Raw genomic sequence first — 21,122 nt, 5'->3', positions numbered from 1 at the left:
GTGTCTGTCAGCTCCTGCGGTTGCCGCCGACCACGGCCTTGCCGGCCGGGATGCGGATCTCGTAGCCGCCGGCGAGGGCGGTGGTCCCCCCGGCGGGCAGGTCCACCCGCCAGACGCGGGTGCCCGGGGCGTGGTGTTCCGGACCGGCGCCGTCCTCGGGCGTCGTCCAGTCGGCGCGTTCCTCGATCCGCACGTCGGGATCGGAGGTGACCGGCACCCGCTCGTGGACCTCGACGGTGACCGGCTCGGCGAGCCGATTGGCCAGTTCCACGTGGACCTGATGGTCGAGCACGGTGGTGTTGTTGCGCAGGCCCGAGGTCGACTCGCGCAGGTTCGTCCGACGCGTGACCCGGACCCCTTCGGCGGGCCCGAGCCCCACCCGGCGCACTCCGCCGGGGGCGAGCGTGGGCAGGGCGGCGGTCAGCAGGAAGTCCTCGTCGACCGTGACCTCCACCGGGCCGGCCAGCAACGCCTGGTCGGTGGCGTTGGAGAGCACCAGCGTCGCGTACACGGTCTGCTCCACGGACGGCACACACACGTACTCGGTGCGCAGACCCACCGGGATCTCCCCGACGGTGACGGTGTGCCAGGTGCCGTCCGACGGAATGTCGGCGCGGGCGGCGGCGTCGAAGCGGTGGTCGAAGGAACCCGCCGACTCGCGGGGCCGTACGGCGTACCCGGGCAACGGCAGCCCGCCCACCGCCTCGGCGCGGCGGCGGTGTTCGACCGCCACCGGGTCGGCGGGGGAGTCGGCGAACAGCCGGCCCCTACGACCGCCGTGCTCGTCGGGGCCGCACAGGACGAGGGCGGCGTAGTCGAGCTCGGCGCCGCTCGGCTGCGGCGGACCGGCCACCGGTTCCGGCGCCGGGGCCGACGGCGGCGCCGGGGGAGCGGCCCGGCCGGGGGCCGCGGGAGCCGCGGGAGCGGGGGCCCCGCCGAAGCCCGTGCCGCCGCCCCGCGGCCTGCCGGCCGCCCGCGGGCGGGCCGGCTGCGCGAGCGCGGGCAGCGCGCCGCCGATGCCGTCCGGGGCGGCGCCGTACACGCTGCCGGGCGCCGGGGGCGCGCCGTAACCCTGCGGTGCGGGCGCGCCGGCGGCGGCCGGGGCGGGTGGCGGCGGGGGTGGGGGCGGCGGTACGGGACCGGGCGCGGAGCCGACCCTGAAGGCCGGAGGTACGACGGTCGGGGTCGGTCGGCGGGAGCCGGCCGCCGCGTACCCGGCGAACAGGTCGGCGAGACCCGCCGGGGGCTCGCGCCAGCCGGACGGCGCCGGGGCGGGCTGCCGGCGCCCGATCCGGACCGAACGGAGCTTCGGCAGGTCGGTGCGGCGCCGCAGGTCGGCGGTGGCCAGCGCGACGCGCACCCCGGTCCAGTCCTCGCCGGTGCGCTGGGCGACCGAGGCGCGCAGCACCAGACGGCCGTCGCCCTCGCCCTGACGGTGCGTGAGCCGGTAGGTCGGAACCCAGACAGCGCCCGGAACCCCGTACTCCAACTCCAGCTCGACCTCCCCGCGGCCTTCCCCGTCCCCCTCCGCGTCCCCCGTGACGTCCAGGGTCAGGAGCGCGGAGACCGTGGTCTCCACATGCGCGGGCGGAGCGTCGCCGGAGGCACGTGCGAGCCGGTCCGCGGCGACGCCGAGCTCGTGCTCGACACGGCGCAGCGCGTCCTCCAGCTCCACGAGGTGGGCGTGCAGTCCCGTCAGCCGGCTTTCGGTGAAGTCTGCGAGCGCCAACCACGCGTCCACCGGCGTGCGACGGTGCGGGGCCTCCGGGTCGGGGGCCGGAGGCACCGGCCGCAGGGCCCTGACCTCGTCGATCCGTACCCGTTGCCGGTCCCGGCGGCCCTGCGCCGCCGCGTACTCGTCCTGCAGGCGCTCGACCTCGCGCCGCAGGGTGTCGGGCGCGCCGGCACCGCGCGGCTCCGCCTCGACCTCCACCCGCGCCTCGGTCACCCGGACCCCGGGCGCGCCCAGCACGCTCGCCCGCAACGAGCCCGGGTCCAGCGAACGGGGCAGTCCCGTCACGCGCACCCGCCCGTCCGCCGGAACGTTGCCCCGGACCAGCCGGCGGCAGAGCGCGCCCTGCGCGTACACCACGACCGAATCAAGGGTCGAACTCCACCGCTGTGCCGGCTCCGCCGTCATGTACCCGCCCCCCGTGCCGCGTCCGTGCCGATCGAAGCCTACGCCCGCGCGGAGCGCGCGTCCGTGCGGAGTCCCGATGTCGGTGGCCTGTCGTAGGGTCAGGGCGTGTGCACGTCCGACGAAGTCCGTGAAATCGCCCTGGCGCTCCCGCAGACGACCGAGAAGGAAGCCTGGGCCATGCCCACCTTCCGGGTCGCCGGGAAGATGTTCCTGACCCTGCCCGACGACGAGACGTCGCTGGCCGTCCGCTGCCCGAAGGAGGAACGCGACGAGCTGGTCCGCGCCGAGCCCGAGAAGTTCTGGGTCGCCGACCACGAGGCGTCCTTCGCCTGGGTGAGGGCGCGCCTCGCGGCCCTCGACGACACCGACGAGCTCCGGGCCATCGTCGTCGACTCCTGGCGCCAGGCCGCGCCGCCCGGTCTGCTCAAGGACCACCCCGACCTCGCGCCCGAGGACCGGTCCTGAAGCGCTGAGCGAGGGCCGCCCCAGGCGCGCACGCACCCGTACGCGCCCCCACGGGCTCACCGGGAAGGCGGGTATCGGCTCCCAGGGGCTCGCCGGGAGGGCGCGTACCGACGGGAGGCGGGATATGGAGAGACCATGGTCAGGTGCGAACCGTTCCGGGGCGTGATCCGAAGGCCGACCGGCGTGCGCTGAGAGAGGCACTGGTCGGGGCCTGTGCGGACGCCGGAGCGTCCATCGGCATGCTCTACCTGCCCGACCCCGACCCCACCCGGCGCGTACTGCACCTGACCCTGACCTCCGGGCTCTCCCGCGAGTTCGCCGCCCCCTGGTCGCGGGTCGGCCTGGACGACCCCATCCCGGTGGCCGACGCGGTCCGTGAGGGCCGGCTCGTCTGGCTCGGCGGCCAGGAGGACACCGCCCGCCGCTATCCACGCCTCGGGCTCGTCCTGCCGTACGACTTCGCGCTCGCCGCCGTCCCCCTCGCGCCGGAAGCCACCGACCGGGCATCCGAGCCCACCGGGGCCGGCCTGGTGTTCCTGTGGCCGGGCTCGCACGGGCCCGACCTCGACGAGCGGGAACGCAAGGCCCTGGAATCGGCCCGCGGCCTCCTGACGCGCATCCTGCTGCGAGCCGCCGCCGACGGCCTACCAATGCGGCCGACACCGCACCCGGTCGTCCTACGGCCGCTCCCGGCACCCACCCCGGGCCCTGCCGAGGCCGCGGCCACCATGGCCTTCGTCCGGCGCCTGCCCGGGGGCAACTGCGCACTCGACCTGAACGGCACCATCACCTTCATCACCCCGGAGGCGGCCGACCTGCTCGGCGCACCCGTGTCCGGCCTGCTCGGAGCCCTGCCCTGGGAGGCCCTTCCCTGGATGGACACGCCCGCCATCGAGAACCACTACCGGGCCACCGCCATGAGCAGGCTGCCCCGCAGCTTCATCGCGGAACGCCCCACCGGACAGCGGCTGTGCTTCGACCTCTACCCGGACAACACCGGCATCAGCGTCCGCATCACCACGGTGAGCGACCAGCCCTCCGAACCGGCCCCCGGCCCGCCCGCCGGCCCCGAGCAGCCCGCGCCCAGCCGCGCCACCGCGCTGTACCCGCTCATGCTGCTCGCCGCCACCCTCACCGAGGCCGCCCACGCGCAGGACGTGGTGGAGAAGGCCGCGGACCAGATCGTTCCCTCGCTGGGAGCCCACGCGCTGGCGCTCCTGGCCGAGCAGGACGGGCGGGTGCGGATCGTCGGCCACCGCGGATACTCCGCCGAACACCTCGCGGAGCTCGACGGCACCCCCGTTTCCGCCGACACCGCCATCACCCACATCCTGCACACCGCGAACCCCTTGTTCTTCGCCGACGCGGGCGAGCTGCTGGCCGCCCACCCCGACGCGGTGATCGAGGACGGCATGGCCGCCTGGGCGTTCCTCCCCCTGATCGCCTCGAACCGCCCCATCGGCTCCCTCGTCCTGGCCTACGGACACCCCCGCGTCTTCGCCCCGGGCGAGCGCGCCGTCCTGACCTCGATCGCCGGGCTCATCGCGCAGGCCCTGGACCGCGCCCGCCTCTACGACGCCACCCACCAGCTCGCCCGCAGCCTGCAGACGGGCCTCCTGCCCCACACCCTGCCCCGCGTCCCCCGCCTCGACGTGGCCGCCCGCTACCTGCCCGCCGCGTACGGCCTCGAGATCGGTGGCGACTTCTACGACCTCATCCGCATCGACGACACCACCGTCGCGGCCGCCATCGGCGACGTCCAAGGTCACAACGTGAACGCCGCCGCCCTCATGGGCCAGGTCCGCACCGCCGTCCACGCGGGCGCGGGGGCACCCCCGGAAGAGGTCCTCGCCCGTACCAACCGGCTCGTCACCGACCTGGAACCCGGACTGTTCACCAGCTGCCTGTACGCCCACATCGACCTCGCCGGCCACACCGTCCGCCTGGCCTCCGCGGGCCACCCGCCGCCACTGTTGCGCCACCCCGGCGGGGCGACCGAGATGCTGAACCCGCCGACCGGACTCCTCCTGGGCATCGAGCCCGGAGCCTCGTACAGGGCCGTCGAGATCCCGTTCAGCCCCGGAACGCTCCTCGCCCTCTACACCGACGGTCTCGTCGAAGCCCCCGGCCGGGACATCGAGGACGCCATCGGCGCGGTCGCGCGCCTCATCGGCGACGCCCCCGAGCACGATCCCCTCGGTGACCTGGCGGACGAGCTCATCCGGCACGCCCACCGCGACGGCCCCCGCCCCGACGACATCGCCCTCCTGCTGCTGCGCACCGAGGGCCCGGAACGCTCGGCGCAGCTCGGTCAGACCACGTTCCCCTGACCACCCGAGCCCGAAGCGGAGCCCGAGGCCGGGCCCGAGCTCGCGCCCGCCAGAACCGGTTCAGCCACCGCGGAGGCATCCGTCGGCACCACGGCGACCCCTGCGACCGCCGCGACCGCCGAGACCGGAACGGGCTGCTCCAGGGACTGCGGCGGCCACCGACGGTTCATCGACTTGGTCAGCTTGCGGCCCAGATTCTGGAACGGCATCTCCACCAGCCGGTAGACCACCCAGCAGACCACCAGCAGCACCGCGACGTACCCGGCCACCCACGACCACCGCTCGACGAACGGCATCGCGGCCAGCTTGGTGTAGTAGTGGGTGCTGTCCCAGCCGAGCTGCCACAACAGGAACTTCTTCACCGGCCAGTGCAGCAGGTAGACCGAGAAGCTCACCGCGCCCAGCCAGGTCAGCACGCGCGGCAGCCGCCGGTTGCGCAGCAGGAAGAAGAGCCCGAACGACGCCCACGCAGCCAGGTAGGCGACGGTCCACGCCGACCAGGTGAAGGTCGCGGTCGCGCGCGCCATCTCGCCCCGGTTGTACATCCACCCCACCAAGGCGCCCGCCGCCACCACGAAACCGACGGACACCCAGGCCTCCAGGCGCTCGATCTGCCCGTGCTGCGCCCGATAGATCACCGTGCCGGCGAACATCGTGGCGAGGATGGTCAAGGTCTCGTACGCGGGCGTCCGACCGTTCGTGAACACCAGCAGCACGGCGAGCCCGCCCAGCAGCAGACCGCCGATCCGGGCCAGTGCCGCGTTGCCGCTGAGCATGCAGAGCACGCCCGTGACCACGACGAGTACGGCGGCGGCCACGAGGTGATGGAGCTCCGCGATGGTGTGAGCCAGGCTGTACGACGGTATCGCGACGCCCAGAATGAGCGCGAGCCCCGCCGCTCCGACCGAGATCGGTGTGGTGCGCCGGTGCCAGGCGACGGTGAAGAGGCTGCTCACGAAGAAGTAGAAGAGCATCTCGTACGTGAGGGTCCACGAGATGCCGAGCGCGTTCACCACGCCGAGCATGTCCGACAGCATCAGGCCGTTGCCCGCCAGCCAGAGCAGGTCGTGCTCGTAGCCGTTGAAGGTGAGGACCTGGTAGTCGGGCGGCAGGATGAACTGGGCGAGGAGCATGGTCACGATCAGCGCCGGATAGATCCGGAAGACCCGGCCGATCCAGAAGGCCCGGACGTCACCGCGGCGCTCCAGCGAGGCCGGGATGATGTATCCGCTGACGATGAAGAACGCGATGACCCCGTAGAAGCCGAGGTCGAAGTGGGCCGCGATGGTGCTGCCCCCGGGGATCAGCCTCATGATCTCGAAATGGTGGGCCGCCACCGCCAGCGCGGCGATCCCACGGAGCGCGTCCAGCCAGCCGAGTCGGCTTCCGGGGCCGGCGGCGCGTTCCTCCCGCCCGGCCCTCCACGCTCTTCGCCGAGCAGGCAATCCCTTGGTCGTCATCCGCCGGACATTAGCCCATGCGGAGGACCCGGCCGCGCACGGGTCCGTCCGTGGGTTCCGGTCGTGTCCGGTGGGTCACAGCGCGCTGACCTGCGATTCATGGCGTGCGCCGACGATCGGCACCGGCTGCCGTACCGGGCAGTAGCTTCGAGGGGCGGCGCTCGAACGGGACTTCGGGGATCACGCCACCGCTCGGACCGTCCTCCGGCATCCACGGACGCTCGTCGGCCTCGGACGGCACCATGAGCCGGAGGCGGAGCGGAACGGCAAGTGGGACCCCTGGTGGCCCTCGTCGGCAAGGAGCGGCCGCGCTCATCGGGCGGCGTCCAGGCGGACGAGCATCTTGCCGGTGTCGGCCCCGCTCAGTACTCCGAGGAAGGCTTCGGGCGCCCGCTCGATGCCGTCGACGACGGTCTCCTCCGTACGCAGGGTCCCGTCGGCCGGCTGACCGGCCGCCTTGCCGATCCACTCGGGGAACAGGTCGAAGTGGCTGGAGACCGGCATCCCCCGCAGGGTCACCTCGCGGGCCGCGGCGCGCTGTACGAGGCGATCCTGCGCCAGGATCCGCAGCTGACGGCCGGACCACGAGCCGAGCCGAGCCGGAATCGGAACCGGAAACGGATCCGGAACCGGAAGCGGAGCCAGGCGCGGGAGCGGTCCCGGTCCCGATAGCGGTCCCAGCGCCGACGTCGACGCCGACGTACGTGCCGCGGACGACGCGCTCGCGGGGCTGCGGGCGGAGTTCCGGAGCCTCGGCGACCGCTGGGGCGAGGCGGCGGCGCTCGGTGGCCTCGCCACCCGGGCCCTCTACCGCGGTGACCTCGATGAGCTGCGCCGCAACGCCGAGGCCGCCGCGCGGCTGTTCGCGGAACTCGGCGACCGGTGGGGCCGGTTGCAGGCTTCGGAACAGCTGGGCATCCTCGCCGAGATCAGCGGTGACTACCCGCGGACCGCCCGGCTGCACGAGGAGGGCGTACGGAGCGCGCGGGAACTGGAGCTGTTCACCCAGGTCTCCTTCCGGCGGGCACGGCAGGGCCGCATCGCCCTGCTGACGGGGGACACCGTACGGGCCGCGGACCTGCATGAGCAGGCGCGGCGGCCGGCCGCCGACCAGGCGCACCGACCGGCCGAGCAGTTCGCGGAGATCGGCCTGGCGCTCGGGGCGCGGCGCGCGGGCGATCCGGACGCGGCCGAGGGCCGGCTGAGGCCGTGACTCGAATGGAACCGCAGGCTCGGGGTGGACATCGGGGTGGCGCGGATCCTGGCGCAGCTGGGGTACGCGGCCGAATCGCGCGGCGACGCTCCGCTCGCGGAGAGCCTGCACCGGGAGGGGCTCGCGGCGGCCCGCCGATCGGGTGACCCGCGTGCCCTCGCGCCGGCCTTCGAGGGGCTCGCGGGCGCCGCGTCCGTGGCCGCTGCCCCGGGAGACCGGGCCGCCCTGGCGGCGGAACCGCTCGGTACGGCCGCCGAACTGCGGGAGTCCCTCGGCACTCCATCGCCCCCGGCGGAACGGCACGACGTGGACCGGGCGACGGCCCGCCTCCGTGCGCGACCGGGTGACGAGGCCTTCGCCACCGCGTTCGCGCGCGGCCGGGCGCAGTCTCCGCGGGCGCGGGCCGCCGCCCTGATCGAGCACCCCGGGCGGTGAGCGCGCCGGCGTCCTGCGGCGGGGGTCGTGGGGCTGCGGCGCGCGGACCGGCAGGGCCGAGGCGCGGCATTTTCGGCCATTTCTTGGCATGGCCCTGACAGACTCCTGACACTTCGAGGCCGCTGTGGGACTCTCCCGGCACGCACTCCGCACACTCTGTGAGGCCCCACGCCTCGCCCACCCCCACCAGTACGTGGCATGGAGGAGCGAACCATGAGGCACGTCACGCACGGCATCCGCACCCCCCGCATCTCACGCCTCGCCGGAATCGCGACGCTGGTCGTCGCGGCGGCATTCACCGGCACCGGCACCGCCCTCGCGCACAGCACCGGCGCCTCGGCCGTCGACCAGAAGGTCGACGGCGTGATGGTGGTCGCCGGCAACAGCTGTAGCTGGACCAACGCGAGCACCAGTGCCGTTCCCCCGAACGCCCTCACGGTCGACCGCACGACGATCAACGCGCCGGGCGGCAATCTGGCCTGTGGCGGCGGAATCGCCGCCACGCTCAACAACAACCCCGCCTTCGCCTTCGACGAGGCCGCCGGTACGGCGCGCACCGATCTGATCGACATCACCGGTCGGCAGAGCTTCATCTCCTGCCGCTACAAGGCGACCGGCATCGTGTGGGACCGCGACGCGACGAGCGGCAAGTACGTCAACCGGGCCTTCACCGCCGCCAAGGCCTCGGGCAGCTTCCTGTGCCCGGGATCGGTCACCACCCCGGGCGGTGACGCGTCCATGCTGTTCCACTGATCCGCAGGTGAACCGCAGGCCCACTCCGGTCCGGACCGGAGTGGACCCCCGGCCAGGACCTGACATCCACGGCGAAGCCGACGACGCCGCGTACCCGCGCTGCGTACCCGTGAACCGGTCGACCGCTACGGTCGACCCGCCTCGTCCGCCCGGCCTGTGAGAATCGCTCCATGACCCGGCTGCTCCACCTGGACCGCACTCTCGACGAACTCGACGGACCGGCCTGGCCTCCACCGCCCTCACCCACCACCGCCCTGGTCACGAAGGTGCACGCACTGCGCCGCGAGCGCCTCGGTGCCCTGACCCCGGCCGACCTGCGCACGCTGATCGGCCAAGGCGTGGGCCTGGCTCACGTGTTGCCGCTCGCGGTGCGCCTGCTCGTCGAAGACCCCATGCTGGACGCCTACTTCTACCCCGGGGACCTGCTGCTCGCCGCCCTGACCACGCCCGAGGACACCTGGGCGCTCTTCCCCGACCTCCGGGAGGAGTTGGCGGAGATCGTCGCGGACCTGTCGGAAGAGGACCGGGCCGAACTCAAGGCCTCCGGTCCGACCGGATGGTGGAGCTGAACGGCCGGGTTCAGGGCTGCTCGGTGCGCGTCCCGGCGAGCGAGTTCAGCAGGGCGGCGCCCCGCTCGGCGTCGTCCACGCTGACCGCGAAGTTCTTGCCCCGGGCCCGGATCACCAGGCATTCCCCGCTCCGCAGCATCACGGTCGTGCCCAACCCGCTGAGTCGGTAGCCCCAGCCGCCGACCTGCGCCGGTGTCCGGTTCTCCGCCCGCGCCCACTCGATGTCCGCCGCGTCCCAGCGCCGTACCGGCCACCCCAGGGGCCCGAACGCCACGTCCATGCCGCGCTCCGCGACCCGTACCCGCACCGAGGAACAGGCCGACACCGTCATCGAGACGAACAGGAACGGCACGATCAGCAGCCACATCGGCCGCGCCAGGTCGCCGAGCCCGACGAGCAGTGCGGCCAGTGCGACCACCCCGGCGACGGCCGCGAGCGCGTACAGCCACGGGTTCTCCGTACGGGCGAGCCACACGCGGCGCTCACCCGCGGGAATGTCCATCTTCGGGCCCTGCCCGTGCGAGACGGGGGAGGCGGGTCGACCGCTCACCAGCATTCCCACCAGCCCGGCCGCCCCCGCCGCCACGACCGTCACCACGACCCACAAGGTCACCGAGTCCGCGTCCCGCCAGTCGGCGTGATCGAGGTTCGCCCGCACGATCGCGACCTGCTCCCCGGCCAGGAGCACCCCGCACGACACCAGCACGGCCCCCCGCCATCGGCGCGCCGCCCGCAGGAACACTGCACCGGCGACGAGCACGATCCAGACCGCGACCGGCACCAGTACGACCGCCCAGAGCGGAAGCGAACCGTTGGGCTCCCCGAAGGCGTTCCAGTGCGTCGCCAACAGGTCGTCGAACCCCCTGCGCGCGGCCAGTGGTACCACCACGAGCAGTGCGAGGATCCCGGCCGCCCAGGCGGCCATCCCCCACACGGCCCCGTTCCCCGATCCCGCTAAGCCCCCGGTCCCACGGTCCCCGCGGCCCCCACGCCCCTTACGCCCGCTCATCGCGCCTCCCTGATCATCTCTATGAGATCGGCCCTGCCGTATCCCAGGCGGGCCCCGTCGGCCACCAGTTCCCGCACCCGCTCCAGCAGGGCCGACCGCCCGTCCGCCCCGCCGGCCACGGTCACACCGCGGCCGCGGCGGAACTCCAGCAGCCCCTCGTCACGCAGCGCGCGCAGCCCCCGTAGAACGGTGTTGGCATTGACGCCCAGTACCTGTGACAACTCCCGCGCCGAGGGCAGCCGGTCACCCGGCCCGCATTCCCCCTCGGCGATCGCACGCCGAATGGCTCCGGCCACCTGCTCGTGCAGGGGGCGGTTGTCCGCGATGTTCAACCTCAGCAACATGGTGCCATTGACACTAGCATCAAACTCTTCATTCGGTAGGGGGTGATCCGGGGCCGGTCCGGATCACCCGGTGGTGCCCACCGATGTACGAGGGCTCCGGCGTCGTCCGGATCGACCGCGAAGAATGGTGCCCTGACGGTCGAACCGGATGGCGGGACCCCTCGTGTGAGGGGCATGAACACGCCTTCCGCCGGCCTCCGCGCGAGAGCCTCCGAGTACGCACTCCTGCCGCTGCGCCTCTTCCTGGGCGTCACCTTCGTCTACGCCGGTCTGGACAAGCTGACCGATCCGGCGTTCCTGTCCGCCACCGGCGACGGCTCGATCGGCCTGCAGATGGAAGCGGTACGGGACGCCGCGGGCATACCCGCGCTGATCGACATCTCCCTGACCAGGCCGGTCGCCTTCGGCATGGCGATCGCCCTCGGCGAGTTGGCCGTCGGGCTGGGCGCCCTGGCCGGCCTGCTCACTCGGATCGCGGCCCTCGGCGGTGCGCTGATCTCGCTCAGCCTGTGGCTGACCATGAGCTGGTCGACCACCCCGTACTACTTCGGTGCGGACGTGATCTACCTGCTGGCCTGGACCCCGCTGATCCTGGCCGGCGCGCCGGCCCTGTCCCTCGACGCCCTGCTCCACCGGCGGCGCGGTTCGGACCCCCGGGTACCCGCCGACCCCGGCCCGACCGCGACGCCCGTGGGATCTCGCGCGACCTCCCGGCACGGCCGGACCCGGGCTCGGGCCCGGGTCAGTCCGTGATCCGCTCCGGCGATCGCACGATGACGACGTCGCCGGTCCGGCCGCGTACCGGAACGACGAAGCCCCCGCTCCGCCAGACCGGGAGAGGGGGCACCGCGTGATTCCGGGGCGGTTCAGAGGGCGCTCTTCGACGCGTTGTCGACGACGCATTCCTTGTACTCGCTGCCGTCGCCCTTGCCGGTGTACGCCGCGGTGGCCTCGGCCTGCTTCGACGTACCCGCCTTCACCGTGAGGGCGGAGACCCTGGCCGTGGCGGGGGTCGCCGCCGAGGTGGCACCGCCGCGGAACTTCATGGTGACGTCGTACGTGTAGTCCACCGAGCCGCTGTTGGTCACGGTGATCTTGGCGACGAGGTTCTTGCCCGACGGGTCCATCTTGCACGCGTCGATCTTGATGTCACGCTCGGCCTTGTTGTTGCCGGATCCGCCGGTGACCGACGGGCTGCCCGTGCTGCCGCTGGTGGTGCTACCGGTGGTGCCGCTCGTGCTGTCGCTGCCGTGGCTGCCGCCGGTGGAGCTGCTGGAACCACTGGAGCCTGAGCCGGAACTGTGGCTGCTGCCACCGCAGCTGCCGCCGTGGGAGCCACGGGCTCCGGTGAGTGCGAAAATTGCGATACCGAAGACGGCTACCGCGCGGACATGGCGAAGCTTCACGTCAACCCCGTTGAAATGTCAGTATGTGAGAGGCCCGACTTGATGGGCGCATGACACCCTAACAGCGGATGGGCGTGGCTTGATCCATCCGTCCACGGCGCGCACCGCGTGTCGCGTCGCGCCGTCCGCCATCGCGGCGTGAGGCGTGCCTACTGGGGTGGGGGCCGGAACCGACGCCACTTCGCGCTCGTCCGTACAGGGCTGTGAGACTGCGCTGTTGGCGCTGCCGGCATCTGTGACGTCGACCATCGTGCCCGAAGTCGCCTATGTGCGGCGCCCCTTGTTACCCGCGGCCCGATCCGGCCCCGCGGAACCGTTGCAATCGTACATGGGCGTGGGTCGGCGGCCCCGGTCAGCGGTGTCGGCGGCGTAGGAGCGCGAACGTCGCGACGAGCGCGGCGGCGGTGAGGGCCAGCAGGACGGTGCTCTCGACGAGTTGGAGCGGCCAGAAGTGCGACTCCGGGTGGTGACGGGTCCCGACCTGGCCGACCGGGCCGAAGACCCCCCAGTCGTTCCCGTTGCGCGGGCGCCCGTCGAGGGCGGGCCACAGCCGGGGGCGGAGCAGGACAAGACCCGCCTCGATGACTCCGACCGCTGCCACGGCTGCGGCCATGGCGGGCAGCGTGCGCCGGATCAGCAGGCCGGTCAGGGCGCCGACGCCGATCCCGAGGAGGGCGTAGCCGATCGCCACGGGCCCGATCGCGACGTACACGGGAAGGTCGTGCCACTGGATCGGGTACCACGTGTCCCACGTCCCCCGCCGGATCCAGGCGGCCAGCAGCACGAACGCGGGCAGGACGAGGAGTACGGCGGCGACCGGCACCGCCAGCTTGCCGGCCAGCCAGCGGGCCGGACCGACCGACTGGGTCCACTGGAGTCGGTAGGTGCCGGATTCGAACTCGCGCCCGATCAACGGGCCTGCGACGAACGCGCCGAGGAGCAGGGGGAGTGCGCTCACGGCCAGCGCGACGAAGAAGAACATCTTGTGGACGTACAGGCTGCGGGACAGGAAGCCGCGGACCTGGATGCCGCAGCCCGGCACCGTGTGCTCCACCGTGCAGCCGGTCGCCGCGAGGTCCGCGGCGAGGGACTGGACGTACCAACGGCCGGTGGGTAGGGCGATGGCGGCGAGCAGCGTCACGGCGAGTGCGGCCCCCAGGGCGTGGCGGTGCATGCGGACGGTGACGCGAAGGGGTCCGCGCAGATCGGGGAGGGTCATGCCGCTACCCCCACGGTCGCGGTGAGCCCGGTCGGCCCGCCGTCCGGGGCGCCGAGCTCATGCCCTTCGATGATTGCCGTCATCCTTCGTCCCCCTGGTTCGGTCCACTGTCGTACCCGCTCGGTGCTGAGGTGAACGGTGCGGTGATGTCGTCCTGCTCCGGGCCCGCGCGCCGGCCCGGAGCGGCGGATGCGGTACGCGATCGCGCCGTTCATCCTTCTTTAACTAAGGAAGTAGTGAAAGGGTGGCGTGTGGGAGTGTGCCTGTCAAGAGCGCTCCGGTGTCGACGCCTCAACTCGGCTCGTGCGCCCGGCCGCTGAGCCACGCGGTGTCGACGACCTGTTATCGTCTCTACGACGATAATGGGGCGGGGGTGCGCATGCGCCGGACCGGGGCGGCGCACGCCTGCCGGAGATGGCGCCCGGCCTCCCCGTGCCACAGACGACACCTTCCGGAGAGCTCGATTGATCACCCGTCAGCGCCTGAACGCGCACGTCCGCTCCGTACCCCATCCCATAGCGGCTGCCCGAGCGTTGACCGGGCCCACCGGCCCGGACCGCATCGAAGACCCGGTCATCGCCCGCATGCGAGGCGCCCGCACGGTTCTGGGGCTGGTCGCCGTGACCTGGCTGACCCTGGCCTACCCTCTGCGGGAGGGACGCCAGGACTTCGTGCTCGGCAAGCTGGAGGAACTGCTGCTCGGCTGCGCCATCGTCGTGGTGGCCGGTGTCATCGGAGTGGGCCTGTGCATCATCCTGGCCCGCGCACCCCTGGGGCGCCTCTATGCTCGCCGTCTGGTCGGCCCACTGTTGGCGCTCGCCGCGCCCGTCCTCGGCGTCGGTGTGATCTGGCTGATGACGGCAGCGCTGAAGGGAGATCTTGTCTCGCCCTCGGACGTGGGCCCGCACGACATCACCTTCGGGCTCTTCGGCAGCTTCCTGGGCACGATCTTCACCGGTCTCCTCGTCATGCTGCTGTTCGTCCTGGCCGCTCTCGTCTGCGTCGTCGTTCTCGTCGCGGCCGTGCTCTTCACCCTGGCCGCGCTGATCGTCGGGCTGAACTCCAGCTTCCGTGCGGGGGACGTGCACGAGCTGCTGCCGGCCCTGCTGTCACCCTTGCTGGTCTGGTCCCTCTTCGGCTTCCAACTCTTCGACGGACCGGACGTGGCCGCACCGCCCGAGGTGCTCTACACGTTCATGCTCGGCGGCCCGCTGTCGGTGTCCGCGCTGTCGCTGTGGGAGATACGGCGCCTGCGCACCCGGTACGGCGTGACGCTGGGCTCGCTCCTCGGCCGGTGAGCACCGCCGGAGGACGTCGGGGACGCCTCCGGCGGGCGGGGGGTGCGGCGCCTCGCGCCGACCGGACGTAGGGTCTTCCGGGCCGGTGCCGGCCCGGGTCACCGTCCCTGACTGCGGCGGATCTCATCGATCCGCTCCGCCAGCGCCTTCGTCTCCGCGATCAGCTGTGCTTGCGCCTTCTTCTGCTCCTCGTCGCCCTGGGCCTTGAACGCTGAGCTGAAGTGGGGTTGGAGCTGAGTCCACCAGCCGTGGTTCAGCATCGCCCACGCCTGCGGGCAGAGGGGGGCGCGGGTCTTGGGGAGATAGCCGCTGTCGACCAGTGACTGCTGGTACTTCTTCGGGTCGCTGCCCTCCAGGTAGCACAGGAAGTTGTAGGCGCGCTGCTGGGTGATGGGGTGGTCGCTCGACATCTTCTCCAGAGTCGGCACACCCTCCTTGCGGGCGATCTCGTCGAAGAGGATCGCGGCGGCCAGCGACGGGTTCGGCCCGACTTCGTTGATGGTGTAGAAGGACGCGTAGCCGTCGGCGGCGTCCTCTTCGAGGCCGAGGTTGGCCAGGAGGAGCTGGCGTTGCAACGCGTGGCCCATCTCGTGGCCGAAGATGAACTCCGTCGACAGTACGGTCAGATCGTCGGTGTTGTACTCGGACGCGGGGAACGGGGCCGGTCGTTCCACGGTCTTCACGACGTCGGCAAGGGCTTTCTCGATCTCGGTCAGGAACGACGGCGGGATGTAGATCGTCCTGCCGTCGGCCTGGGTCACGGCGTCGGTGACGCCGGGCGGCACGTCGGTGGTGACCTTCACGACCATGTCGTGCGGGAGGGTGAGTGATCTGTTCACCCAGTCGGCCGACCGCTCCAGGACGCGGGAGTTCCGGATCAGCGCCACGGCCTCCCGGTCCGCCGGTCCGACCGTTCCGGTCTCGTAGACGACGGTGACCCTGCCGGAGCGCGCGGCCTGGGGGTGAGGCCCCGATCCGGGCCCCGGCCCGGTGTCGTGGGCCTCACCGCCGCACCCGGTCATGACGGCCCCGGCCAGGATCAGCATGCCGGACAGGACGACGCGGGCCTTCTTCCGGCTTCCGGCGGTGGCGGTGTTCGGCATCCTCGGTCGGCTCCCGTCGCGTGTCCCCGCACCGATCCTCCGGCCGTCGGGCGGCCGCTGCCCGTCGAGTCGCCCGTTCGGGGGACCACGAAGGATGGCTGCCCCGGGCACGTCAGCCGCCCGTGGCGTCTTCGTCCTCCCAGCGCAGCAGGTCGCCCGGCTGGCATGCGAGCACCTCGCAGAGCGCGGCGAGCGTGGCGAAACGTACCGCCTTGGCGCGACCGTTCTTGAGTACGGCCAGGTTGGCGGGTGTGATCCCCACACGGTCCGCGAGCTCGCCCACGGACATCTTCCGCCGGGCCAGCATCACGTCGATGTCTACGGCGATCGGCATCAGATGACCTCGTCCAACTCGGCCTGCATCCGCGTGGCTTCGCCGTCACGGGCGACGGCCTGCGTGAGCAGCATCCGCAGCACGAGCACGATGAGCGCGATCCCCAGGATGCCCACTCCGATGCCCGCCATGATGACGGTGACGCCCGGATCCTCCCGCTGGCCCGGCGCGTTGATGGCCGTGACCACGAACCACAGGAGGGAGGCCGCCACGATCGAGCCGATCACCACGTCCACGTAACGGAAGGCGGTGTGGGAGAACACGGTTCCGCGTCGCACCATCGTCACCAGCCGCCACACGCAGACCAGGGCGGCCTGAGCCGCCACCATGCCCAGGACCACGATCACCCGCAGCGGAGTCAGCGGAAGCGACCCGTCCTCGGGGTCGTTCCCGCCGATCAACGCCCACAACATTCCCGCCTGCACGAACACGGTGCCGGCGAGCACCACCGCGAGCACGGCACGCAACGCATGCACTGTCAGCTTTCCCATGACCCACCCTTCCCATCGACTTACAATGGGAATCTATCGATTTTCGATAGGTGAAGCAAGTGTGGGAACCTGCCCCCGTTTCATCGCTGACGCAGGCGACGGATCGGCTTCGTGACGAGCCCCGCGATCCCCGCGGCGCAGACGCCTCCCGCGCACACCACCGTGGCGAGCGTGGCCCCCCGGGCATCGGCGAGCGCGCCGAGCGCGTTGTTGCCCACCACCAGCGCCAGACTCTGCACGAGCACCAGCACGGCCTGCATCCTGGCCAGGTGCGTGTCCGGGACATGGGTCAGCACCAGCGGACCGATGTGGCAGGCGAACAACCCGGAACCCGCGCCGACGACGATTCCGCCGGCCACGACCACCGCGGCCGTATCGGCCAGGGCCACCGCAGCGATTCCCGGCGCCGACACACACAACCCCAGCGCCGCACCCCTACCGATCCGCTTCATGGTGCCCCGCCGCGAGACCACCAGAGCCACCGCGATCATCCCCACGCTCTGGCCGCCGGCGACCAGACCGGCCACCCCGGCACTCCAACCGTGCTCCCGCGCCAGGAGCGGGTTCAGCAGGGACACCACCGGTAGGAGGAAGCCGGCTGCAGCGGCTGTCAGCAGCAAGGCGGGCCGCAGGACGCCGTCCGCCACGGCGATCCGTACCCCGTCGACCGCCCCGGCCGGCAGTCCCTCCCCCCGAGGTTGCCGTTCGACGTCGAAAGCCGGCCGCACGCGGACGAGCACCACGAGGACGATCGCGAAGGTGGCGGCATCGGCGACCGCCGCGCCGGTCAGTCCCGTACTCGCGACCAGTACGGCGCCCACCGGAGCCCCGAGCAGCGAGACGATCTGGCTGCCGGCCTGCTGCATGGCCAACGCCCGGGGGAGTTGCTCCTTCCCCACCAGGCGGCGCGGCATGGACCCGGTGGCCGGCAGATAGAACGCGTCGACCGTGCCGATGACGACGGCGACCGTGACGAGGAGCCAGGGCGACGTTCCCAGGTGCAGACCCACGAGGGCCAGTACGAGCGTGGCCGTGAGCATCACGACGTCGCCGGTGATCATCACCCGCCGCGCGCCGAACCGGTCACCGACGGCACCCCCCAGCAACAGCAGCAGGGTGCGCGGAAGGGTGACAGCGGTCAGGACCAGAGCCCCCATCCCGCCACCATGGGCGCTCGCTGCCCAACCGAGTGCGAAGTACAGGACGGCATCACCGAACAGCGAGGCACGGGTGCCCACGAGCCAGATGAGATACGCGCGAGGAAGGGCCGGGCGCGCCGAGACGGGCCGGGCGGTGTCGAGGGACGTCATGCGCGGTGACGCTAAAGCCCTCGACCAGGTCGAGGGCAAACGCGAACATCCGCGCACCACGTCGCGTGGCGACAGCGGTACCGGGTGAGGTGATCAGGTGGTGGTGGTGATGACCTCGGGGAACGCTCTGTCCGTACAGCAGCGGACGAAGTCCCGCACCACGGGGTTGTGGTCGTCGGCGACGGCCCAGGCGACGCCCACCTGACTGGGGCTGACGCCACTGACGGGGCGGTAGACGACACCGGGGCGGGCGTAGAAGCGAGCGGCGGACGCCGGGGCGAGGGCGATGCCGTAGCCGTTGGCTATGGCGCTGAGCCAGTCGTCGGGCTGGTCGGTGACGGCGCCGATGCGGACCGGGTGGCCGTCGCGTTCATCGGTGGCCAGCCAGTGGTCCCGCCACCGGCCGGTTTCAGGCGGAGCGGCCACGAACGGCTCGTCCCACAGGTCGCGGAACGGGATCACGTCGCGCGCCGCGAGAACGTGTCCCTCGGGGAGGGCGACCCAGCGGGGCTCGGTGAAGAGCGGCGCCGTCCGCAGAGCGTCCTGGCCGGGGAAGGGCAGCCGCAGCAGGGCGACGTCGATGTCTCCGTCGGCGAGTCCTGCGCTCGGATTCGACCAGGTGGCCTGCCGCATGTCCACCCGCCAGCCGGGCCGACGCCGGGAGAACTCGGCGATGATGAGCGGGGTCGCCTCGTTGGCGGCACTGGCGATGAAGCCGACGCGCAGCAAGCGGGCTTCCCGATCTGCGGCACTCACGGTCTCCCGCAGCACGTGGTCCCAGTCGGCCAGCAGCGCGGGCACCCGCTCTGCCAGGGTCCGGCCCGGCTCTGTGAGGGTCATGCCGGTGCGGGACCGCGTGAACAGTCGCACTCCGAGCCGAGTCTCCAGCTGCTTGATCTGTTTGGTGAGCGCCGGCTGGGACACGAAGAGTCGTTCCGCGGCTCGGCTGAGGGTTCCTTCCTCCGCCACCGCGACGAAGTAGCGCAGCAGCCGAGTGTCCACATCCATGCTTCCAGGTTATAGGCGCAGGTATTGGACGGCGTCCAAGGGTCTGGGAAGGCTTGTGGAGGTGAGCGCGCGCAGCTCGCCGACCGACCTCACGAGCCCTCGACCGAAAGGCGCGGCACATGTTCATCGGGTACGCGATCGTCACGGCCATCGCGATCCTGGCCAACGCCGGGATCGCCGTCGCGGACTTCCTACGGGCCCGGCCGGTCCTCGCCAACTCGGCCGAAGTGGGCCTCCCGGAGAGCCGGCTCCCGTGGCTCGCTGCCCTCAAAGCCGCCGGAGCCGTCGGTCTTCTCCTGGGACTCGTGGGCGTCCCGGTCATCGGCGTGGCCGCCGCGACTGGGCTCGTCCTGTTCTTCATCGGTGCCGTCGCCGCACACATCCGTGCGCGGGTCTACTACAACATCGCTTTTCCCGGCGGCTACCTGGCTCTGGCGGCAGCGTCCCTCGTCCTCGCCGTCGCCCGATGAACGTCTACCCCGGCCCCGCCTCGTCCCCACCGACCGGTGACGGTCCGGTACGTCGGCTGCCGCCCACGTTACGTCGCGATGACTGATGCCTGCCGCAACGTCCACGTCATAGCGTCAGTGACGTCACCAAGCACCAAGCACCAAGCACCAAGCAGCAAGCAGCAAGCAGCAAGTACCAAGCACTCGGCAACGAAAGCAGGACGTGTGCGCAAGCTCACCTACTACGTCGGCACCACCCTCGACGGATTCATCGCGGGCCCCGACGGTCAGATCGACTTCTTCCCCTTCGAGGGCGACCTCGCCGCCGCGCTGTTGGCGGAGTATCCCGAGACGATCCCGGCCCACGGCCGGGGGCCGTTGGGCCTCGACGGAGTCGCCAACAGGCGGTTCGACACGGTCCTGATGGGCCGCTCCACCTACGAGCCCGGTCTCGCGGCCGGAGTCACCAGCCCCTACCCGCACCTGAAGCAGTACGTCTTCTCCCGCACCCTGACCCAGCTCGACCCCGCCGTCGAGGTCCTCGACACGGACCCGGTGGCCTTCGTCCGCGACCTCAAGAAGCAGGACGGGGCGGGCATCTGGCTGTGTGGCGGGGCGAATCTGGCCGGGCAGCTCCTGGAGGAGATCGACGAGTTGATCATCAAGCGCCACCCGGTCGTCATCGGCTCCGGCACACCGCTCTTCGACGCCCCGTTCCGCCCGGACGGCTTCAAGCTCACCGACTCCCGGGTCTTCAACACCGGCGCCGCCATCACCACCTACGCGAAGGAGACCAGCATCCCGACATCGATCCGTCCCACCACCGAGGCCGACCTCGACCGCGTCACCGCCGTGACGGTCGACGAACCCGTCGGCTGGATCCCCGCAGGCCGCTACCTCGAAGAACTCGCGCAGCACATGTACCGCCCCGAGTGGACCTGGATCGCCGAGCAGGACGGTCGGGTGGTGGCCCGGGCCCTGTGGTGGGGCCAGGCGACCAGCGAGCACCCGATCGCCCTGGACTGCCTGTACGTCGACCCCTCGGTCGACGACCGCGCCGCCCTCGGGGCCGAGCTGATCAGCGCGGGCCTTCGGGCCTTCGCCGAGCAGGGCGCGACCAAGCCGCCGCTCTACAACCTGACCCTGCCGAACGGATGGCGCGAGGACCCGGCCACGGCCGCGGCCGCCGACTGGCGGCGGGACGCCGCGCTGGCGGCCGGACTGACCGACGTGGTCGAGCGGCTGCGCCTGGAATGGACACCCGAGGCCGGGCTCCCCGCCTCCAGCGGGCGACTCGTCTTCACCGAGGGCACGGACGAGGAGTTCCTGGACGTCTTCCGCCGGATCGCGGTGGGCAGCCTGGACGGGGAAACCCGCCGCAACCTGGTGGCGATGGGCGCGGAAGCCACCGCCCGCGAGGAAGTGGACTTCTACCTCAGCTGCCCGGGAGAGCGGTCGTGGTGGCGCATCGCCCGCACCCCCGACGGCCAGGTCGCCGGTCTCGCCCTGCCCTCCGCGACGCCGTACAACCGCAACGTCGGCTACCTGGGCGTCGTCCCCGAACTGCGCGGACAGGGATACGTCGACGACGTACTCGCCGAGATCACCCGGGTGCAGGTGGAGGCGGGAGCCGAGCTGATCACCGCCACCACCGACACGGACAACGCGCCGATGGCCGCCGCCTTCGCCCGGGCCGGCTACCGGACCGCCCAGACCCGGCTGATCTGGTCGGCGCCGGAGCCGAGTCCCGCCTTGTGAGGCCGACCGCCTCGTGAGGCCGACCGCC

General features: G+C 72.0%; 21 protein-coding genes and 1 pseudogene. 10 read left to right on the top strand and 12 right to left on the bottom strand.

Annotated elements, in window-relative coordinates; genetic code table 11:
• Window positions 1-7: 7 nt before the first annotated feature.
• A complete protein-coding gene (locus ACGFYY_RS22085) occupies window positions 8-2,140 on the bottom strand; it encodes a DUF4139 domain-containing protein (RefSeq protein ID WP_393711605.1) in 2,133 nt (710 codons plus the stop codon).
• A gap of 105 nt (window positions 2,141-2,245) precedes the next feature.
• Here ACGFYY_RS22085 and ACGFYY_RS22080 point away from each other — a divergent pair, with 105 nt between their 5' ends.
• Together ACGFYY_RS22080 and ACGFYY_RS22075 are read left to right on the top strand one after the other, a co-directional pair.
• Window positions 2,246-2,605 (top strand): MmcQ/YjbR family DNA-binding protein, encoded by a 360-nt coding sequence (locus ACGFYY_RS22080; protein ID WP_365277043.1) that lies wholly within the window; start codon window positions 2,246-2,248, stop codon window positions 2,603-2,605.
• 143 nt (window positions 2,606-2,748) lie between these two features.
• Window positions 2,749-4,935: a SpoIIE family protein phosphatase gene (locus ACGFYY_RS22075; protein WP_393711603.1), complete on the top strand. Its 2,187-nt coding sequence runs from the start codon at window positions 2,749-2,751 to the stop codon at window positions 4,933-4,935.
• Here ACGFYY_RS22075 and ACGFYY_RS22070 read toward each other — a convergent pair.
• Both ACGFYY_RS22070 and ACGFYY_RS22065 read right to left on the bottom strand, forming a co-directional pair.
• The gene (locus ACGFYY_RS22070) at window positions 4,917-6,395 is read right to left on the bottom strand and encodes an acyltransferase family protein (protein ID WP_393711601.1); all 1,479 of its coding nucleotides are present in this window, start codon (window positions 6,393-6,395) and stop codon (window positions 4,917-4,919) included. The two genes, ACGFYY_RS22075 and ACGFYY_RS22070, sit on opposite strands and share 19 nt — an antisense overlap.
• Window positions 6,396-6,707: 312 nt before the next feature.
• Window positions 6,708-6,899, bottom strand: coding sequence for a hypothetical protein (locus tag ACGFYY_RS22065; RefSeq protein ID WP_393711599.1), 192 nt, complete (start codon window positions 6,897-6,899; stop codon window positions 6,708-6,710).
• Between the two features lie 388 nt (window positions 6,900-7,287).
• On the opposite strand from ACGFYY_RS22065, the gene ACGFYY_RS22060 reads away from it, so the two are divergent.
• The 4 genes from ACGFYY_RS22060 (at window position 7,288) to ACGFYY_RS22045 (ending at window position 9,365) form a co-directional block, all read left to right on the top strand.
• Window positions 7,288-7,608: a hypothetical protein gene (locus tag ACGFYY_RS22060; protein ID WP_393711597.1), complete on the top strand. Its 321-nt coding sequence runs from the start codon at window positions 7,288-7,290 to the stop codon at window positions 7,606-7,608.
• A gap of 24 nt (window positions 7,609-7,632) precedes the next feature.
• Window positions 7,633-8,043 carry a hypothetical protein gene (locus ACGFYY_RS22055; RefSeq protein WP_393711595.1) on the top strand — a complete coding sequence of 137 codons (411 nt, stop codon included), beginning with the start codon at window positions 7,633-7,635 and terminating at the stop codon, window positions 8,041-8,043.
• A gap of 213 nt (window positions 8,044-8,256) precedes the next feature.
• Window positions 8,257-8,796 (top strand): hypothetical protein, encoded by a 540-nt coding sequence (locus tag ACGFYY_RS22050; RefSeq protein WP_393711593.1) that lies wholly within the window; start codon window positions 8,257-8,259, stop codon window positions 8,794-8,796.
• A gap of 170 nt (window positions 8,797-8,966) precedes the next feature.
• Window positions 8,967-9,365, top strand: a complete 399-nt coding sequence (locus tag ACGFYY_RS22045; protein WP_393711591.1) for a contact-dependent growth inhibition system immunity protein — start codon at window positions 8,967-8,969, stop codon at window positions 9,363-9,365.
• Window positions 9,366-9,375: 10 nt separating this feature from the next.
• Here the strand turns inward: ACGFYY_RS22045 and ACGFYY_RS22040 are convergent, their stop codons facing one another.
• Both ACGFYY_RS22040 and ACGFYY_RS22035 read right to left on the bottom strand, forming a co-directional pair.
• Entirely contained in the window at window positions 9,376-10,290 is a 915-nt protein-coding gene (locus ACGFYY_RS22040) for a DUF1648 domain-containing protein (protein ID WP_393711785.1), read from the bottom strand.
• Between the two features lie 80 nt (window positions 10,291-10,370).
• Window positions 10,371-10,718 (bottom strand): GntR family transcriptional regulator, encoded by a 348-nt coding sequence (locus ACGFYY_RS22035; RefSeq protein ID WP_393711589.1) that lies wholly within the window; start codon window positions 10,716-10,718, stop codon window positions 10,371-10,373.
• 174 nt (window positions 10,719-10,892) lie between these two features.
• Between ACGFYY_RS22035 and ACGFYY_RS22030 the strand changes: the two are divergent.
• Window positions 10,893-11,360 (top strand): annotated as a pseudogene (locus tag ACGFYY_RS22030) (DoxX family protein); the annotation flags it as partial.
• 224 nt (window positions 11,361-11,584) lie between these two features.
• On the opposite strand, the gene ACGFYY_RS22025 reads toward ACGFYY_RS22030, so the two are convergent.
• Both ACGFYY_RS22025 and ACGFYY_RS22020 read right to left on the bottom strand, forming a co-directional pair.
• Window positions 11,585-12,124: a hypothetical protein gene (locus ACGFYY_RS22025; RefSeq protein WP_393711587.1), complete on the bottom strand. Its 540-nt coding sequence runs from the start codon at window positions 12,122-12,124 to the stop codon at window positions 11,585-11,587.
• A gap of 352 nt (window positions 12,125-12,476) precedes the next feature.
• Window positions 12,477-13,343 (bottom strand): hypothetical protein, encoded by an 867-nt coding sequence (locus ACGFYY_RS22020; RefSeq protein ID WP_393711585.1) that lies wholly within the window; start codon window positions 13,341-13,343, stop codon window positions 12,477-12,479.
• Window positions 13,344-13,807: 464 nt separating this feature from the next.
• On the opposite strand from ACGFYY_RS22020, the gene ACGFYY_RS22015 reads away from it, so the two are divergent.
• Entirely contained in the window at window positions 13,808-14,641 is an 834-nt protein-coding gene (locus ACGFYY_RS22015) for a hypothetical protein (protein ID WP_393711583.1), read from the top strand.
• 98 nt (window positions 14,642-14,739) lie between these two features.
• Here ACGFYY_RS22015 and ACGFYY_RS22010 read toward each other — a convergent pair whose 3' ends face one another.
• From ACGFYY_RS22010 to ACGFYY_RS21990, 5 genes are all read right to left on the bottom strand, one after another.
• Entirely contained in the window at window positions 14,740-15,744 is a 1,005-nt protein-coding gene (locus ACGFYY_RS22010) for a DUF4344 domain-containing metallopeptidase (RefSeq protein WP_393711581.1), read from the bottom strand.
• Window positions 15,745-15,856: 112 nt separating this feature from the next.
• Window positions 15,857-16,078: a helix-turn-helix transcriptional regulator gene (locus ACGFYY_RS22005; protein ID WP_365277071.1), complete on the bottom strand. Its 222-nt coding sequence runs from the start codon at window positions 16,076-16,078 to the stop codon at window positions 15,857-15,859.
• Window positions 16,078-16,569: a DUF2975 domain-containing protein gene (locus tag ACGFYY_RS22000; protein WP_365277073.1), complete on the bottom strand. Its 492-nt coding sequence runs from the start codon at window positions 16,567-16,569 to the stop codon at window positions 16,078-16,080. The genes ACGFYY_RS22005 and ACGFYY_RS22000 overlap by 1 nt, the downstream gene beginning before the upstream one ends.
• A gap of 80 nt (window positions 16,570-16,649) precedes the next feature.
• The gene (locus ACGFYY_RS21995) at window positions 16,650-17,879 is read right to left on the bottom strand and encodes an MFS transporter (RefSeq protein WP_393711578.1); all 1,230 of its coding nucleotides are present in this window, start codon (window positions 17,877-17,879) and stop codon (window positions 16,650-16,652) included.
• Window positions 17,880-17,972: 93 nt separating this feature from the next.
• Window positions 17,973-18,887 carry a LysR family transcriptional regulator gene (locus ACGFYY_RS21990; protein WP_393711576.1) on the bottom strand — a complete coding sequence of 305 codons (915 nt, stop codon included), beginning with the start codon at window positions 18,885-18,887 and terminating at the stop codon, window positions 17,973-17,975.
• 119 nt (window positions 18,888-19,006) lie between these two features.
• On the opposite strand from ACGFYY_RS21990, the gene ACGFYY_RS21985 reads away from it, so the two are divergent.
• Complete coding sequence (locus ACGFYY_RS21985) at window positions 19,007-19,357, top strand: DoxX family protein (protein ID WP_393711574.1); 351 nt, start codon at window positions 19,007-19,009, stop codon at window positions 19,355-19,357.
• 204 nt (window positions 19,358-19,561) lie between these two features.
• Window positions 19,562-21,094 carry a dihydrofolate reductase family protein gene (locus ACGFYY_RS21980; RefSeq protein WP_393711572.1) on the top strand — a complete coding sequence of 511 codons (1,533 nt, stop codon included), beginning with the start codon at window positions 19,562-19,564 and terminating at the stop codon, window positions 21,092-21,094.
• Window positions 21,095-21,122: the final 28 nt, after the last annotated feature.

Origin of the sequence: Streptomyces sp. NPDC048331, from assembly GCF_043201215.1 — a bacterium.
Classification (GTDB): Bacteria; Actinomycetota; Actinomycetes; order Streptomycetales; family Streptomycetaceae; genus Streptomyces.
This window is presented reverse-complemented; position numbering and strand designations above follow the sequence as displayed.

What these genes read in the sequence shown, in the direction of transcription:
- ACGFYY_RS21985 (WP_393711574.1), top strand. Translation starts at nt 19,007, where the DNA reads ATGTTCATCGGGTACGCGATCGTCACGGCCATCGCGATCCTGGCCAAC.
- ACGFYY_RS22035 (WP_393711589.1), bottom strand. Translation starts at nt 10,718, where the DNA reads ATGTTGCTGAGGTTGAACATCGCGGACAACCGCCCCCTGCACGAGCAG.
- ACGFYY_RS22050 (WP_393711593.1), top strand. Translation starts at nt 8,257, where the DNA reads ATGAGGCACGTCACGCACGGCATCCGCACCCCCCGCATCTCACGCCTC.
- ACGFYY_RS22065 (WP_393711599.1), bottom strand. Translation starts at nt 6,899, where the DNA reads ATGCCGGTCTCCAGCCACTTCGACCTGTTCCCCGAGTGGATCGGCAAG.
- ACGFYY_RS22045 (WP_393711591.1), top strand. Translation starts at nt 8,967, where the DNA reads ATGACCCGGCTGCTCCACCTGGACCGCACTCTCGACGAACTCGACGGA.
- ACGFYY_RS22085 (WP_393711605.1), bottom strand. Translation starts at nt 2,140, where the DNA reads ATGACGGCGGAGCCGGCACAGCGGTGGAGTTCGACCCTTGATTCGGTC.
- ACGFYY_RS22000 (WP_365277073.1), bottom strand. Translation starts at nt 16,569, where the DNA reads ATGGGAAAGCTGACAGTGCATGCGTTGCGTGCCGTGCTCGCGGTGGTG.
- ACGFYY_RS22020 (WP_393711585.1), bottom strand. Translation starts at nt 13,343, where the DNA reads ATGACCCTCCCCGATCTGCGCGGACCCCTTCGCGTCACCGTCCGCATG.
- ACGFYY_RS22040 (WP_393711785.1), bottom strand. Translation starts at nt 10,290, where the DNA reads ATGGCCGCCTGGGCGGCCGGGATCCTCGCACTGCTCGTGGTGGTACCA.
- ACGFYY_RS22010 (WP_393711581.1), bottom strand. Translation starts at nt 15,744, where the DNA reads ATGCCGAACACCGCCACCGCCGGAAGCCGGAAGAAGGCCCGCGTCGTC.
- ACGFYY_RS21995 (WP_393711578.1), bottom strand. Translation starts at nt 17,879, where the DNA reads ATGACGTCCCTCGACACCGCCCGGCCCGTCTCGGCGCGCCCGGCCCTT.
- ACGFYY_RS21990 (WP_393711576.1), bottom strand. Translation starts at nt 18,887, where the DNA reads ATGGATGTGGACACTCGGCTGCTGCGCTACTTCGTCGCGGTGGCGGAG.
- ACGFYY_RS22070 (WP_393711601.1), bottom strand. Translation starts at nt 6,395, where the DNA reads ATGACGACCAAGGGATTGCCTGCTCGGCGAAGAGCGTGGAGGGCCGGG.
- ACGFYY_RS22005 (WP_365277071.1), bottom strand. Translation starts at nt 16,078, where the DNA reads ATGCCGATCGCCGTAGACATCGACGTGATGCTGGCCCGGCGGAAGATG.